The organism is Pleurocapsa minor HA4230-MV1 (assembly GCA_019359095.1).
Lineage (GTDB): Bacteria > Cyanobacteriota > Cyanobacteriia > Cyanobacteriales > Xenococcaceae > Waterburya > Waterburya minor.
The window spans coordinates 320,148-335,453 of record JAHHHZ010000019.1 but is presented as its reverse complement, the minus strand read 5'-3'; the positions used below and the strand labels follow the sequence as shown (position 1 = coordinate 335,453).

General features: G+C 39.5%; 16 protein-coding genes. 9 read left to right on the top strand and 7 right to left on the bottom strand.

From position 1 onward, the window contains the following. Positions 1-753 precede the first annotated feature (753 nt). Together KME09_10705 and KME09_10700 are read left to right on the top strand one after the other, a co-directional pair. Positions 754-1,251 (top strand): phage integrase N-terminal SAM-like domain-containing protein, encoded by a 498-nt coding sequence (locus KME09_10705; GenBank protein MBW4534392.1) that lies wholly within the window; start codon positions 754-756, stop codon positions 1,249-1,251. A gap of 63 nt (positions 1,252-1,314) precedes the next feature. Beyond that, a complete protein-coding gene (locus KME09_10700) occupies positions 1,315-1,815 on the top strand; it encodes a tyrosine-type recombinase/integrase (protein MBW4534391.1) in 501 nt (166 codons plus the stop codon). 316 nt (positions 1,816-2,131) lie between these two features. Here KME09_10700 and KME09_10695 read toward each other — a convergent pair whose 3' ends face one another. From KME09_10695 to KME09_10680, 4 genes are all read right to left on the bottom strand, one after another. Further along, on the bottom strand, positions 2,132-3,097 hold the full coding sequence (locus KME09_10695; GenBank protein MBW4534390.1) for a DUF3102 domain-containing protein: 966 nt from the start codon (positions 3,095-3,097) through the stop codon (positions 2,132-2,134). Between the two features lie 246 nt (positions 3,098-3,343). Next, on the bottom strand, positions 3,344-3,721 hold the full coding sequence (locus tag KME09_10690) for a hypothetical protein (protein ID MBW4534389.1): 378 nt from the start codon (positions 3,719-3,721) through the stop codon (positions 3,344-3,346). Continuing rightward, a complete protein-coding gene (locus KME09_10685; protein MBW4534388.1) occupies positions 3,718-4,617 on the bottom strand; it encodes a metallophosphoesterase in 900 nt (299 codons plus the stop codon). The genes KME09_10690 and KME09_10685 overlap by 4 nt, the downstream gene beginning before the upstream one ends. A gap of 83 nt (positions 4,618-4,700) precedes the next feature. Next, entirely contained in the window at positions 4,701-4,874 is a 174-nt protein-coding gene (locus KME09_10680; protein ID MBW4534387.1) for a hypothetical protein, read from the bottom strand. 400 nt (positions 4,875-5,274) lie between these two features. Between KME09_10680 and KME09_10675 the strand changes: the two genes are divergently transcribed. Then, on the top strand, positions 5,275-5,829 hold the full coding sequence (locus KME09_10675; protein MBW4534386.1) for a DUF3611 family protein: 555 nt from the start codon (positions 5,275-5,277) through the stop codon (positions 5,827-5,829). Positions 5,830-5,846: 17 nt separating this feature from the next. Further along, entirely contained in the window at positions 5,847-6,407 is a 561-nt protein-coding gene (locus KME09_10670; GenBank protein ID MBW4534385.1) for a DUF3611 family protein, read from the top strand. Positions 6,408-6,433: 26 nt separating this feature from the next. Here KME09_10670 and KME09_10665 read toward each other — a convergent pair whose 3' ends face one another. The 3 genes from KME09_10665 to KME09_10655 all read right to left on the bottom strand — a co-directional run bounded on the left by KME09_10665 (position 6,434) and on the right by KME09_10655 (position 9,924). After that, positions 6,434-7,270 (bottom strand): hypothetical protein, encoded by an 837-nt coding sequence (locus tag KME09_10665; protein ID MBW4534384.1) that lies wholly within the window; start codon positions 7,268-7,270, stop codon positions 6,434-6,436. 199 nt (positions 7,271-7,469) lie between these two features. After that, on the bottom strand, positions 7,470-9,110 hold the full coding sequence (locus KME09_10660; protein MBW4534383.1) for an alpha/beta hydrolase: 1,641 nt from the start codon (positions 9,108-9,110) through the stop codon (positions 7,470-7,472). 253 nt (positions 9,111-9,363) lie between these two features. Further along, entirely contained in the window at positions 9,364-9,924 is a 561-nt protein-coding gene (locus KME09_10655; GenBank protein ID MBW4534382.1) for a YIP1 family protein, read from the bottom strand. Positions 9,925-10,067: 143 nt separating this feature from the next. Here KME09_10655 and KME09_10650 point away from each other — a divergent pair, with 143 nt between their 5' ends. From KME09_10650 to KME09_10630, 5 genes are all read left to right on the top strand, one after another. Next, positions 10,068-11,066: a hypothetical protein gene (locus KME09_10650; GenBank protein MBW4534381.1), complete on the top strand. Its 999-nt coding sequence runs from the start codon at positions 10,068-10,070 to the stop codon at positions 11,064-11,066. Positions 11,067-11,134: 68 nt separating this feature from the next. Continuing rightward, positions 11,135-11,593, top strand: coding sequence for a hypothetical protein (locus KME09_10645; protein ID MBW4534380.1), 459 nt, complete (start codon positions 11,135-11,137; stop codon positions 11,591-11,593). Positions 11,594-11,602: 9 nt separating this feature from the next. Then, complete coding sequence (locus KME09_10640) at positions 11,603-12,418, top strand: potassium channel family protein (protein MBW4534379.1); 816 nt, start codon at positions 11,603-11,605, stop codon at positions 12,416-12,418. A 339-nt stretch (positions 12,419-12,757) separates the two neighbouring features. Next, on the top strand, positions 12,758-13,762 hold the full coding sequence (locus KME09_10635; protein ID MBW4534378.1) for a mechanosensitive ion channel family protein: 1,005 nt from the start codon (positions 12,758-12,760) through the stop codon (positions 13,760-13,762). A 17-nt stretch (positions 13,763-13,779) separates the two neighbouring features. Continuing rightward, positions 13,780-15,111, top strand: a complete 1,332-nt coding sequence (locus KME09_10630) for a DUF2254 domain-containing protein (GenBank protein MBW4534377.1) — start codon at positions 13,780-13,782, stop codon at positions 15,109-15,111. Positions 15,112-15,306 lie beyond the last annotated feature (195 nt).

Sequence of the window (15,306 nt, the reverse complement as noted above, 5' to 3'; positions counted from 1 at the left end):
GCGCTTGGGGCGTAAGCCCCGTGCTTATAGCTTACGGCTTATAGCTCAACACTAGTTGACAAACATCGTAGTCTCTTAACTTGTCACCAATGGACCTTAGCAGGAATCTTCGCCGAGCCATAGAGATGATATCGATTTGATTTTTGGATTCTGACCAGAGAAGAATATTGCCTCAAAGCAGAAAAAGCATAAGTTCTATTTTCCTGTTTACATTCATCCTCATAATGAGTCCGCCAAACTCTAGCAGGCAACATCTGAAGTGAACGGTACTCCGCCTTAAAAAGGCGGAGCCTGCGTTCACCGCCTTCCGCGGTTCGGGATGACTATGGATAAACTTAGCCATCAACATGACATGATTTTCACTCATTTTAGTAATTAGAAAACTATTCAAGCTTAGATTATGTATCATACATCAAAAACTAAAAATATCCGCTCTATACTAAATAAAAACTTAAAAACTTCATCGCAATAAGACTCAAAATCTGAAAAGCGATCGCGATACAATTTTAACCGCTTAATCGTCCTCAGTGCCTGGCCTCGAAGCACGAACCCCGTCCGTACCTGATGCTCTAATTTATCCCTTAACTGCGCTTCTTGTGGTGAGAGAACATACAAGCTGCATTATGCCCTAATTTGCTCTGATTACTCACCAATTTTACAACTTTTAGAGCAAATAACAGACCTTCTACGTAGTAAACTTTTTTGAGGGTTTTAGATTGCTTCGTATTTGGGAAAAGGGAAAAGGGAAAAGGGATGGCTATTCGACGATTGAATAAAGGTAGATTTGAACGGGGCGGTCGAACGGCGATGTCTTCGACTAGCTCCGCAATCGCTACTATCTCTACTTTACCTACGCTCCGTGTGATGCTCCACTGTTTTGAGCAATATCTTAACCTAACTATTGCTGATGGCAATGCCAGTGTGGATACGATTAAAACCTATAAGAGTCATGTCGCTCAGTTTCTTGATTGGTGTAAAGAGCGAGAACTTTATCCAGCCTTGGTTACTCAACAAAATATTCTTGAATACCGCAAACAATTAATCGATGAATCGAAAACATCCCCGACAATTCGTTTATCTCTTTTAGCTATCAAGCATTTCTATACTGCTTGTTTGGCAGATAAACTGGTCAAGGAAAATCCTGTTGCGGGAGTGAAAGCACCAAGGGAAAAGCGAGAAGTTGCTAGCACAATTAATTATTTGACTTTAGAAGAACTACAGCAGTTATTCGATAGCGTTGCGCCTACCTAGAAAATTCGTGGAGATAAAACTACCAAAGTACAGGTATTACGCGATCGCATTTTACTAGGTTGTATGGCACTCCAAGGCTGTCGTAGCATCGAAATGTATCGAGCTAATTTGGGCGATCTTAGCGAATCGGGCGGTCAGTATTATCTTAAGCTTGATGGCAAAAACAGTATCCGAACCGTTATTTTACGCCCTGACTTGGGATCGGAAATAGCTCAGTATCGTCAAGCTCGCATAAGGGCTAAAGAAAAGTTAACTTCAACCTCTCCCTTACTTATTTCCTTATCTAATCGTCGTTACGCTCAACGCTTGTCTAGAAGAGGGATTGGTCATATTGTCGATAGTTACTTGTCCAAGTGTGGTTTGAAACATAGCGATTTTGAACGTAGCCTTTCTCCCCACAGTCTACGTCACACCGCAGGGACTTTGAGTCTTCAAAATGGTTCTTCTTTGCGGGAGGTTCAGGACTTTTTGGGACATAGCGATCCTAAAACTACTGCTGTCTATACGCATGTTCTTAGTTCTCAGGAAAATAGTCCTGCTTCAAAAATTGATATTGATTTTTAGCGAAAAAATAGGAAGATAATCAATTATCCCTCATTAAAGAGCGATAGAACCCACTTACGTCAAGAGCTTGTAGAAGCATGACTAAAAACCACGCACATCACCCACACAGACACGGCAGCACTATAGCTTCACCAGGCGAGATGGCTAAAGACCCCATTTGTTGAAGAACGCAGCATCTACATTGGTAATAATTCCATCATCACCTTATGGTCAAATTAGTTGACCTCTAAGGCGGTATTTGTACTTAGAAATAAACTCCTTAATTGAATCAAAACTCAAATGGATTTAGATGCGTCGTCCTGCGAAATTGATTTGTTTATAGTTGAGCTTGTGTGTTTTGATTTAAAACCTGCTCGAATATATGTTTAACAAACATAGTATTAGTTTGTAACTGTTTGATGAAAGCCGATAAAATATCAGGATTTCCTTCAGCAGTAAGAAAAACATTACCATAGCTAACAATTAAATGCTCATTTTCGTGTAGTGCTTCGACTTCGTCAATAGTGCGAATAATAATATTACTGGTTTCAGACTTACGAAAAGAAGATGCTTTGGTTTTTGCACTCTCAACTTCTGACAATTGTGAGTCGGTCATGATTGCAGTTATTTTGGCTATTTGTCCTTGCCTATGACCAACTTTAATTTTAACGGTTGCTCCTACAGTTAATTCTGTGGTTGATTCTAATTCATCGGCTTGATATAGCCTTACTATACAACCTAAATCCTCAGTTTCTAGGCGAAATAATTGATTTGAAGATGGTTTTAATGTGGAATCGGTTTTAGCCATTGTGTTAAGAATTTTAATGTCCTTTACTTTGTCTTGTTTCTCCTGTACAGGAGCTAAAGCTGTCTGCTTATGGCGATCAACAACAACTTTGGCACGAGTGTAGGTAATCTTTTCCCCTATCTCAACTAAATTCAAAATTTCTTGTCTTGCTTCAGGAGGTGTTGAAGGGGCAGCTAATAAATATAGTGCAGATGTGCCTAGCTGTGAAAACACAAAATTTTTGTTTTCAATAGTTTCTGACCAACGATATACTTGCATAAACTGTCGAGCAGTTTGTTCACTCCATTCAAATTCTGTTCTCAACCAGATTTGAAAAGTACCATGCTCTAACTGTTCTTTTACTTCTGTTAATTTTTGTCCAATATCAATAATATTTTCAGCAGTAAGACGCATTAAATTTTTGATTTCTAATGTTCTTTTCTCAATAATAATTTTTGTTTCTTCATTTAAAAGCGTATATTCAAAACTTTGTGGTATTTGATTGGTATCATTCATATTTATTAGGTTGATAGGTTATTTTTCACAATGCTAGTATTAAAAACAATCTATCTAGCTAATATGTCTTGGTCATGACTCAAGTTTGACATTGATGCGATCGCTTTATGTCATTTTGGTGAAAGCGATTAACACGCCCTATGTCAAATCGATGACATAAGTTGGATATATGTGCGATCGCTATATATGATTTGTCTAAAAGCGATCAACACAACGCTATATAACTAAATGAAGAAACACAGTTGGTTATTTTGCTGCTTCAGGAATAGCCGAAGGATAAACTTGCTCGACAACTAAAACTGGTCTTTGGGAATATTCTGCTTCTAATTGGTTTTGTACATCAAGATCCCAAGTTAGCTCATAATCTCTTTCAAGATCGGCAGTGACAAAAGGGCGTAATTCTCCTGTCACCGCAACTGTTGTATCTTCTTGTATGGCTGCATTATTGGGATTATTTACTACTACCAATAAATCTTGTCCTCCAAATAGCTCATCTTCATCAAGAGTAAATGTATTTGTACCATAGATATTTTCTACTTCTCCTGTAACGGCAAGAGTTTGTCCGTAATATTGACTGGGATTGGCAGCGATTTCACCTGGTTCAGGAGAGTCAGTTAGGATCAAGCTGCCTGAAGAGTAAAAAAGGTTAATTCTGGGGGGCAGAATAAGCGTATAGGCGCAATACTCATGCCGATACCAGGATTAACATAAAGTTGATTACCAGGTTCACCAAAGCCTCTTGCCCAGCCGTCGGCATAAACTTTATCCTGCTGCGTAAACCTCAACCACGACCATTGAGGTAAACCTGGAACTCGCACCTGTCCTCCATGAGTATGTCCTGCCACAGCAAAAGGGGCTGAATTTACAGGAAACTGTTCAAAAGTATCTGGATTGTGCATCATCACGATTCGTGGACTGTCATTTGGTACATCCCTTAATGCCTGCTGCACATTATCCCGATTTGCCCATAGCGAACCCACTCCAACTAAATATAATGGCTTGCTGCTATTCGGCAGTTGTAGTTTTACTGCCTCGTTTTTTAATACTTGAATACCAGCAGATTCTAAAGCTGTTTCCAAACGATTGGCTAATTTTAAATTAGGCTGTGCAGATCTACTACTCATGCCGTAATCATGATTACCCAACACTGCATAAGTAGGAATACCAGCTTTCGCCAAGGGGCGGACTAAATCGACTGCTGTTTCAATTTCTGGTTGAGCATTAGAGCCTGGATGATAAATAAAATCACCACTAATTAATGTCACGGCAGGTTTAGTTTCTATGAGTTTGGCAACACTGTGACGAACAGTACCGCGATTGTCGCCCCACAATCCGATTTGAAAATCTGAGATTTGACCAATTTGTTTGTCTTGCCAAGAAGTTGGCAGATTAGGAATATTAGCAGTTTCAGTTTCCGTGTTCAGGATGCGAGGTTCAATAAAACTCCAGATTGTCAGCAAGGCAATCGCACCTACTATTCCTAAAGTAGGATATTTAAGTTTGTGAACTATGTTTTTCATGTGTCAAAAATGATGATCGCGATCGCTTTATTTATCTCTAAAAACCTAGATCTTGGGTAAAAAAACCATTTACGCCGAGCCAACTATAGTTTCAGAGAGATATTTTGGGGAATATATAGCTGCGATTCAAAATCATTTTCTGTTTCCACTTGAGGAACTTTAATCACCCTCAAAAACATTCTGCCCAAAGCGTAAGCTAAAAATACACAGGCGATCGCTATAATAAAATTAATGATGAGATCACTAGGACTTTTCATAATTTAACTTCTTGTCCATTACTAAAATTAATTAAGATAAACTTCGCTATCTTCTTCAATTTTGACGACACCCAAGTTTCGTTCCTTAGCTTCATCAGGTGCTAATTGAATCTAGAATTTAAAAACTTAAATTTATCAGCTTGATTATTCATTATTTTGACTCAGCTATAGTAATGCTTTTTGCTTTTAAATATTAGTTAATTAAATTTCTTTTTTTATCTATTAAAAGTATGATTAATTTTTGATTTGAATATATGGACAGTGACCAGGTCATTTTGTTTAACTACTAAAAGTAAGAAATCATAGACGATTGCTATAAATACTTTTAAGTCTTATGGTAGAGTCAAAAAAATCTAAAATTTTACAAGATCTTAAATAGTTAGTATCTAAAAAAAAATTGATGAATTCCACTTCTATCCCCCCAAAACATAAATTTGCTAATATTTTTCGCCTCTTAGCACAAATTAGTTATTGGGTTCATTTAATTCTAGGTGTAACTTCAGGGATTATTTTAGGATTAATAATATTTAGTCGAAGATTGGGCGCACCTGCAAACAATGCAGCGATCAAAGCTAGTATTATTCTGACTGTGGCTAGTCTAATTGTCTTGGGATTTAGAATCTTTTGGGATTGGCGTTATAGTCGCCTGGCAAAACAGCTATCTACCAATCTCACTGTGCAACCAGAAAGAGCAGAGATAATTAATGTTTTACGTATCGGTTTGTCAGTAAGTTTATTGGGGTTAATCTTAGCTTTTTTAGCTTCTGAAACTACGGTAGTAACTATTATTGCTGAAGCGATCGCTCAACCACAAGGAGGAAGAGTATACGAGCCACAACAGGCAATTGAAACAGCCGATTTATTTTTAGATTTTGTCAACATCACAATTTTGGGCGCACATACATTAGGAGCTATTAATTCTTTGGGACTACTTAACTGGATTACACGGGAATAAATCTTTTACGTAAAAACATGAATAAATCAGTAACATCAAAATTACCCGATAAAAGCAAATTTGCCAATACTTTTCGCATTTTAAGCCGTATCAGCTATTGGATTCATATACTCCTGGGTTCTATATCAGGAATTACGCTCTTGCTCGTCTTTTTTAGTCGTAGCGCAACCAATAATGGTACTGGTGTAGGTATTTTTATTGCTGTCTTTAGCTTGATTGCTTTAGGTTTTAGTGTTTATTGGGCTTATCGTTACCGCCAACTAGCCAAACAATTACAGCGGGTTAATCCAGATACACAACCTAGTAGGACAGAAATTATTTGGTTTCTCCGTATCGGTTTATTAACAAGTTTAGTAGGTTTATTGTTGGCTTTTATCGCTTCAGAGATTAGTCTAGTTACTTTGGTCGCCGATGCGATCTCCAGACCTCAAGGAGTTGCTGTATATAAAAGAGAAAACGTAGTAAGAAGCGCAGACTTATTATTAATCTTGGCGCAGTTTAATATTTTGGGCGCACATTTTTTTGGTAGTCTTAACTCTCTAGGATTGCTCAGTTGGATCTCAAAAGAAGAAGTATAATGAGATATAATGAGAGTTCTTTAAAATTATTCCGTATCGATTCTCGGCTCGGATAAGTCGATTTGTGCAGGGGCAATATTATCGATAACCAATACAGCTTGCTGAGAATACTCTGATTCAAGTCTCTCAGTAAGAGCGGAATTTAAATTTAGATTGTAATCTCTTTCCAACTCGGCTACATTCAAAGGACGAACACGACCTCTGGCAAAAATTTCTGCATCTATCGTAGGAGTTGGTTGAGAAGCAACGCTTAATACTAATAGATCTTTACCTCCTTTCAAATTATATTCAGACAAAGTAAAAGTATTATCTGCTAAAACTTCTTCAACTTTTCCTTTAACTACAACTGGTCGATTGTAGTAACTTTGAGGATTTTCAGTCACCTCACTAGCATTGGGAGATAAAATAATCGATTCAGCAATAATTGCTGGTCGATCTTTATAAAGGGTAACGACATCAGGAGATAAGTCTAAATCTTGATTTTCTACGGTATTAGATGTAATTACTCTGTCTACTCTACCTGTTACTTGCACCTGAGTGCCATCTTCTGGAAGTGCAGGCAGTTCTCCAGAACGATCGATTACCAAAACTTGTTCTCCACCAAAATATAGTTCATCGGCAAGGGCGAAAACCGAGTTAGATTGAACTTCTTCAACTGCACCTCTAACTGTAACCGTTTTACCGATAAGTTTTTTGGTTTGTTCTGTAATTTCTTCTGGAGTAACTCTTGGCTCTGTTTCTTGAGCAGTTGCTTGAAAATAACTGCTACTTTTAACAATGGGAAAAAACGGTAGTGCTAATAAAGATAAGCCTAAAGCACTATTGAGTATAGTTTTCCAGGGAATTGAACGATACTTTGACATAATTTAATTTCCTCTTTTCTGTTGATTTTGTCTTTATACGGATGGCGATCGCTTTAGAGTGATCATTTTGCTGATAGTTAAGCGTTTAAAGATGTTTTTTCTCTAAAAATTTATGCCCTTTTTGCCTAAGATTAATATCCTTAATCATCATTTTTTCTCAATCTTGCTAGTTTTTCCTCTGTCGAAATAGCTATTTTTTCTAGTTGGCGACGGAAGTAGAGGATGTCAAGGATAGCGATCGCACCAATTGAAGAGGCAAAGGTGATTGACTGATGATTTTGGCATATTCGGCAGTTAAATAAGGTCGAAATTGGGGAGAATCTGCGATATAGGTGGTCATAAAAGCGACACTTAATGTCTTGAGATAACGGCGGGCAATCTCACCACCCTCACCAAGAAATTCAGAAGGTATATCAATCGGATCTGGGTTAGAATTCGATTCTTTGATCGTGCTAAAGTGAGTTCCGCCTTTTATCAGCACGAAATACTTATCTTGTGTTGTCAGCCAGCTAAAGGGTTGAATTTGTTCTGGCAAGGCTGGTGCTACCAAATCGTTGCTACTAGAGACGATCATCACTGGAATTTCAATTTGACTTAATCCAGTTTGACCAAAAACACTACTGGTAATTGGATTGATGGCGATCGCTGCTTTAATTCTCGGATCTCGTAAATTATATTGAAGTCGGGGTAACTTTAACGCCCGACACTGAAGTAAGGAAGATATGTTTAAAAAAGTATTGGTATCATTACAATCTTGTTGAAGTCGCTCGAAATTTAGAGATGCACCTGCTAAAGCTAGTGCCGTGTAGCCACCAAAGGATTGACCGATAATTCCCACCTGTTGCAGATCCAGTTGTAAGCGGGGATTGGCGCGCTCGCGGGTTTCTAAAACATCGAGTAAATATTTGACATCTAGAGGGCGATCGATAAACTCTTGAGGTTCGGTTACTACATTAGTGCGACCAGTAAATAACGATTGTAATTGCTCGGCATCGCTGTTGGGATGTTGGGGAACAGCAACGGCAAAGCCATAAGTAGCTAGTCGCTGTGCTAAATATTTAAAGCTATTGCGATCTGAACCCAAACCGTGAGAGATGACGATTACAGGAAAAGTAGTTTTTTTACTCTGCTTTTGAGTTTGGGGAAGATAAAGATCGGCAAAAAAAGTACGCTTGCGCTCTCGATCGTCGAGTTTCAAAGTTTGTACAGTCCAGCTAAAACTTCCTGGTAAATGCAAATCTGGCAACTTGGAAAAATCGATTTGCTGTTGTTTTGTGGCTGCGGTGGCAGACTGTTGGGATATAAGTGCGATCGCTTGCTCTGTTTGTTCTCTCAATGCTTGCAATTGCTCAGAAAGTTCTAGACCTCGCGCTAAATCGATCTCAATGCTGTTAATTGGATATTTTTGTAGTATATCAAGGATGGTAAAACCTTGTGGTTGTTCTGCTGCTGCCAAGATTAAAGCGGAACGAATCGCATAAAAATCCGCACGACCAGATTCAGTTTGAATGATTTGTGCGACTCTCTTTAATATATTTTCTCCAATTGGCGTGTTAAAAAACTGAGAAACTTCTACTGAAGTTAACTTAATTGGTCTTAACAGAAGACGGCGCAGATCGGTTAGTTGTTGCGAATCGAGATTACCAGCAAAAGCAGCTATACTTCCTTCAGTTTTTCCATCTTTAGCAAATCGTTCCAATTCTTTTATAGAAATTGAGCTTTCAAAAATTTCATAAGTAACTTCAATATTTTGAGCTGCTAGAGTAGGAAGGGGGACGATTGCGGCAGGAAATAGCAAGATTGAGAGTACAATTCCTACCCCTTTTAGTGAAATACTCATAGTTGTTGTTATGTTTCTATTTATTATTAAATTTTTGTCGGTGCAATCGCGTCTAACCGAAGAAGAAATAGGTATTTTTGACTCGATAGCTTTAAGGTATCGCTTGTCTATCAAAATTTATACAAACCGAATATATCTGCGGTTAAATACGATCACGCCATTGATGAAGTTAAATTCAATACATATCTACAACCATCGCCATAAATAAATTTGGGAGTTATCGGTCGTGTCTTGTCTATCTCATCGATTGCCCTTACGAAAAATTGAATGATGTAGTTTGAATTTGGATGAAACCAATTGCTAATTGAATTAAAGTCCAGCCGATTACACAGACAATCGCAGAACGGAAAGTACTTAGATCTAGTCCCTGTCGAACCGCAACAATGACAGCTAATAAACTCCAAACAGCCAAAATTAGTTGAATTGGTCTTCCTAATAATGGAATAAGAGTCAAAAAATTGAGCGTTTGCGGTGCATAAGCAAAACCAATCGGAATCGCCAAATCTCCATAAGTTGGCTCGATCGGCTTTAACCACTGTCCCAATTTCCAAATAACCCAAGTCCAAATGTAGTATCCGATCGAGACACTCAAAAAATTGATAATAAGACTCGGTAGCAGATAGGGAAACGAAACACGCTCGATCGCTAAAATAACTCCACTTCCCAAAGTATGAGACAAAGCTGCCAAAGTCACAATATTTAAAGCTATTCGTCTAGCTTGAGAATTATTGCGAACATTCTCATAAAACTCAGCTTGCAAACTCAACGCCTTAATAAGTGTTTTCCATAGTCCTTGTTTTCGACTTTTTGCCATGTTTTCGACTTTTTGCCACTGAAGATAGATGACAGATCGATTATAAAATGATTCAATCTATAAAGTTATAAACACAGATTATGCAACTGTGATGGCTCGGGAAATCTATCCTTAGTTCGGGAAATTCGCGTAGCGGCACTACTATGTTTCGGATAGTTGGAAAACTTCTTTCATGGCTCGGTGGTACGACTTGGAAATTATTACTGTTAGCCGGAGCGATCCTGTTGATTTGGGGAACTCTGGCACCAGTTGGCACACTAGTATGGTGGGTGAATCAAGATTTAGAATTAATGAGCGAGCGGAAAAATCGTTTCAAAAACTTACCTTCGAGCAAAATTCCCAATTCTGACACTAACTCTACAAAGATCGATTGCTACATTGTTTTTTACACAGGAGTGGGGGACTATTCAACCAATCAATTAACTCCAGGAGAAGAAAAATTTTTAGATCGTTTGCTAAAAAAGCATCCTGACTGTGTCTCCGTCCGAGATGTCTTTCCTTACTCGGCAGCTAACAAAAGTCTTGGAGCCGAACGCTTATTGTCTCCTTTGTGGCGTTTTGCAGAAGGTGGAAAGGGGTGGTCGAAAAATGCCGACATCTTAATTAAAATTCGCAACCTTTGGAGGTTTGCCATTTCGATCGACGATCGCTACGGCCCCGTATATAATCGAGGAATTGCCAGTGCAACGCTCGAAAGAATGCAGGCAGTAAATTCAATTCCCACTTCTTCCTCTCAACCCCTCAAACTAATTCTCATTGGAACTAGCGGTGGCGCTCAAATCGCACTTGGTGCAGCCGATTATCTCGATCAATGGTTAAATGCTCGCATCTTTGTTGTTTCTGTCGGGGGCGCTTTTTCTGGTGGCGAAGGGTTTGATGCTGCCGAGCGCGTTTATCATTTACAAGGGACGAGAGATTGGATCGAAGATATTCCTGAGTTTGTCTTTCCATCGCGCTGGTCTATAACAGTAAGTTCCCCGTTTAATCGAGCCAAGCAACAGGGACATTACATTGCTAAAATTAGCGGCTCACACACACACGATGGAGATACAGGATATTTCGGACGAAAAATAGTCCCAAAGGCGAATTACACTTACCTAGATTTGACTCTACGAAAAATCGAGCGACTACCGATTTGGTAAGAATGCTGTTGGCTAAATATCTTCAGCGCTCAATCGTTCGGATTCGTAAAATTAGCGAGTAATAAAAAATGCACTTAGGAAATTATTTGGGACTGGTTCACTATAGCGAGCAACAGCTTGCCGATGCCTTTATAGCGATCGCCCAACACCACGGCGAGGAACTAGATGTCTGTCAAACTTGTATGTTACTGTCGTCTTTGTCGCAGCAACACGTTCAGGTACTTAAACCGTTTGTTGAGCGCTATTCGGAAGAAAAAAGTGAAGAACCAGAGCGACTTACTACAACGCTATTTGAAGAAACGCGTAGTGGTAGTTTAGCTTTACTGCGCGATCTTCACGATTTATGGTTGATGGCAAATGAAGTTTATTTGTGCTGGATAGTTTTATTCCAGGCAGCAAGAGCTTTGCGGGATAAAGAACTCGAAACAGTTTGCGAAAAGCTTGATGGTGAAACAAAACAACAAATTTCTTGGTTAATGACTCGAATTAAACACGTCGCACCGCAGACACTAGTAGTTACAGCGTAGGTGTTAGTAATGGAAACGTCGGAAAAACAAATACTCGCTCGAGAACGGCGAGAAATTCTACAAAAGCTTGAAGATTGGTTGGATTTGCCAATGATAGTACTAGCCTGGGTATGGCTGGTGCTGTTTGTTGTTGAATTAACTCTCGGTTTAAATCCCTTACTGCAAACACTCGGCACAGTCATTTGGATAATTTTTATTCTCGACTTTGCACTGACATTTACTCTTGCTCCTCGCAAGTTAGTTTACCTCAAAAGCAATTGGCTCAGTGCGATCGCGCTTATGATTCCAGCACTGAGAATCTTGAGAATCGCCCGATTTGTCCGCTTTTTACAAGGGTTACGGGCGACTCGCGGACTAAATTTAATTCGTGTTTTGACGCGCACCAATCGAGGTATGAGCGCACTTGGTGCTAGTATGGGTCGTCGTGGTTTTGGCTATGTGGTGATGCTCACACTAGCTATTATTTTAGTCGGTGCAGCAGGAATGTATGCCTTTGAAAGCGATACCCCAGATGGAAGCGGTTTGAACGACTATGGTACAGCATTATGGTGGACGGCGATGCTAATGACAACTATGGGTTCGGAATACTGGCCTCAAACCCCAGAAGGACGTATTCTTTGTTTGATTCTGGCACTGTATGCTTTTGCCGTATTTGGTTACGTGACGGCAGTGCTTGCCACATTTTTTGTTGGTCGCGATGCCGAAGATAATGAAGCTGAGTTAGCAGGTGCTAAATCCATAGATGCGCTACATACCGAAATTAAAGCTTTGCGGAGCGAAATACAAGCTTTGTCTGATCGTCGTTCAGAAATAAATGACTCGTGAACGAATTCAAGCTTGCAAAAATATAGTAATGACTTTTGACTTTTAATTTCTGACTTTGAACCAAGTCTGTCGTTACTTTTGATAAATCGTATAACTAATATCAGTTAAGAAAATATTTAAGACAAATAATTTCTTCCAGTCACCCAGTCAGTCATCTGTATTAATTAAAAACTGAAACGATATAACATTTTGTACGACTATATTTTCCTAACCAGAGATAGGTTGAAAAAACATTTTTTTTGATTATAGTAATCAATATTTGCTCAAAACAAGTGCAAGGTAATACACCGTGAGATGGCTAAGCCTGCTTGCACTTCGTCAAAATTATCATAAAATCACATGAGTTTTCAAAAATCAATTGCAGTAGCATGGGGGAAAATTAAGGGATCAATTGATGGTTTCATTATCATGCTGCCCAATATGGTCTTAGCAGCGATCGTTTTTATCGCGTTTTTTTTCGCTGCCAGATGGCTGAAGATGATAGTCAAACGCCTTACTCGCAGACATCGACAAGCGAGAAATCTGGGCATGGTCTTGGGACGATTAGCTCAGGGAGCGGTCATTCTCATTGGTTTGTTTGTCGCTTTGTCAATTGTCATTCCTACATTTAGAGCAGGAGATTTAATCCAACTACTAGGAATTAGTGGTGTTGCCATTGGTTTTGCCTTTCGTGACATTTTGCAAAATTTTCTGGCAGGTATTTTAATTCTGTTGACCGAACCGTTTCAAATTGACGATCAAATTGTCTTTAACGACTTTGAGGGAACGGTAGAAAACATCGAAACTCGTGCGACAACAATTAGAACTTATGATGGTCGTCGCATAGTAATTCCTAATTCCGAGCTATTTATCAATTCGGTGACAGTTAATACGGCTTTTGATGCCCGTCGAATAGAATACGATGTGGGTATTGGTTATGGCGATGACCTTGAGCGCGCCAAGCAATTAATTATAGAAGCACTTGAGAGCGTGGATACAGTCCTGAGAAAGCCTGTACCTGACGTACTAGTAATAGATTTAGCCGAAAGCACCGTTAATATTCGCGCTCGATGGTGGATTAAACCCCCAAGACGAGCAGATGACCTCAAATCGACCGATCGAGTTTTGACAGCGATTAAAAATAAACTAACGGCTAACGGAATCGATCTACCTTTTCCCACCCAACAGATCTTATTTCACGACCAAACCGAAGAAACAGATGGCCATCGCTCTCGTCAAAGGGAAGGTTGGCCCGCAGGTAATCAGCAAGCCCCAAAAACTCGTCGTATCAGTGATTCTCTCAAACAATTAGCGCAAATGCGAGCTTCTAGAAATGATGGTAATGGCAATCACAAACAGCCATAAACAACCAATGAATAATCATGAATAATATCAAACTCACTAAGATCTGGGACTCGCTTCACTCAAGTTATTGGTTTGTACCGACCATCTTTGCATTAACAGCGATCGCGCTTGCCTTCACTATGCTGTGGCTCGATCGCCAAGGCTATTATGGCTCAATTGAGAAATGGGGTTGGATTTACACGGGAGGAGCAAATGGAGCGCGTGAGGTACTTTCATCGGTTGCTAGTTCTACCATCGGCATTGCTGCTACCGCCTTTTCGATTACCATTGTGGCACTTCAGTTGGCTTCTTCTAATTTCGGTCCTAGACTGCTGCGTAATTTTATGCAGGATACTGGCAATCAAATCGTCCTCGGTACTTTTATTGGCACGTTTATTTATTCATTGCTGGTACTACGAACCATCCGTGGAGATGGAGACGATTACAATTCCTTTGTACCGCAGCTTTCCGTTACAGTGGGTTTACTACTCGCGATCGCTAGCATTGGTGTCTTAATTTACTTTATCCATCATGCATCTACAATTATTCAAGTGTCTCACGTTATTTCCGATACTAGTAAAGAGCTAGATCGCGCCATCGATCGCCTTTTTCCCGAAAAACTTGGACGAGGTGCGTCTCAAACTCGATCGGCAGTGGAAGATATACCAGCCGATTTTGACTTGAATACTTATGGAGTAAAAGCGACGAGTAGCGGATATTTGCAAGCGATCGACGATGAAGAATTAATAAAGCTTGCTTGTAAACACGATTTAGTCTTACACCTCAATTATCGACCTGGAAAATTTGTCGTCAAAGGTAACGAGTTGATGATTGTATATCCCAGAGAACGAATTACTCGCAAACTTGTCAAAAAGCTTCACGATGCTTTTATTCTAGGTAAAGAACGAACTGAGCAACAGGACGTAGAATTTCCGCTCGAGCAATTGGTTGAGATTGCCCTACGTGCCATTTCTCCCGCCGTTAACGATCCGTTTACTGCCATTCGCTGCATTGATCGCCTCAGTGCGGGATTGTCCCACCTCGCTCAAAGAGATTTTCCTTCTCCTTACCGTTACGATGACCAGGGCAATCTTCGCGTTATTGCCAAGCGAGTAACGTTTGCAGGATTAGTGAATACTGCCTTCAACCAAATTCGACAGTATGGTAAAAGTGATGTTGCAGTCACTATTCGTTTGTTAGAAGCAATCGCAACTGTCGCTCATTATACGCCAACTCGAAAAGAGCGTGCCACACTATTGCGTCATACCGAGATGATTCGGCGCAATAGTCAGCAAGCGATTTCAGAAGAATTAGATAAAAAAGATCTTGAAAAGAGATACAAAATCCTAGAAAAAGCCTTGAAAAACTAGAAAGAAAAATAATGAGAGAACCTACTATATTTTCCTATCGGGACTATTGGCGATCGCCTCGACAATAATTCACCTTGTTGAAACTCCTGTCTATGGTTAGTAACTTATCTCAAACCTTAGAAAGATAAAAAGCTCTTTTCCATCTAGCTATGCTAATTATTAATGCTGCGTTTTTATGATTGCCTGATTAGTAAC

Excerpts from the sequence above, each read along its gene's own strand:
- KME09_10685 (MBW4534388.1), bottom strand. The coding sequence starts at position 4,617 with ATGAAAAACATAGTTCACAAACTTAAATATCCTACTTTAGGAATAGTA.
- KME09_10660 (MBW4534383.1), bottom strand. The coding sequence starts at position 9,110 with ATGAGTATTTCACTAAAAGGGGTAGGAATTGTACTCTCAATCTTGCTA.
- KME09_10645 (MBW4534380.1), top strand. The coding sequence starts at position 11,135 with ATGCACTTAGGAAATTATTTGGGACTGGTTCACTATAGCGAGCAACAG.
- KME09_10700 (MBW4534391.1), top strand. The coding sequence starts at position 1,315 with ATGGCACTCCAAGGCTGTCGTAGCATCGAAATGTATCGAGCTAATTTG.
- KME09_10695 (MBW4534390.1), bottom strand. The coding sequence starts at position 3,097 with ATGAATGATACCAATCAAATACCACAAAGTTTTGAATATACGCTTTTA.
- KME09_10655 (MBW4534382.1), bottom strand. The coding sequence starts at position 9,924 with ATGGCAAAAAGTCGAAAACAAGGACTATGGAAAACACTTATTAAGGCG.
- KME09_10650 (MBW4534381.1), top strand. The coding sequence starts at position 10,068 with ATGTTTCGGATAGTTGGAAAACTTCTTTCATGGCTCGGTGGTACGACT.
- KME09_10640 (MBW4534379.1), top strand. The coding sequence starts at position 11,603 with ATGGAAACGTCGGAAAAACAAATACTCGCTCGAGAACGGCGAGAAATT.
- KME09_10630 (MBW4534377.1), top strand. The coding sequence starts at position 13,780 with ATGAATAATATCAAACTCACTAAGATCTGGGACTCGCTTCACTCAAGT.
- KME09_10635 (MBW4534378.1), top strand. The coding sequence starts at position 12,758 with ATGAGTTTTCAAAAATCAATTGCAGTAGCATGGGGGAAAATTAAGGGA.
- KME09_10670 (MBW4534385.1), top strand. The coding sequence starts at position 5,847 with ATGAATAAATCAGTAACATCAAAATTACCCGATAAAAGCAAATTTGCC.
- KME09_10705 (MBW4534392.1), top strand. The coding sequence starts at position 754 with ATGGCTATTCGACGATTGAATAAAGGTAGATTTGAACGGGGCGGTCGA.
- KME09_10675 (MBW4534386.1), top strand. The coding sequence starts at position 5,275 with ATGAATTCCACTTCTATCCCCCCAAAACATAAATTTGCTAATATTTTT.
- KME09_10680 (MBW4534387.1), bottom strand. The coding sequence starts at position 4,874 with ATGAAAAGTCCTAGTGATCTCATCATTAATTTTATTATAGCGATCGCC.
- KME09_10665 (MBW4534384.1), bottom strand. The coding sequence starts at position 7,270 with ATGTCAAAGTATCGTTCAATTCCCTGGAAAACTATACTCAATAGTGCT.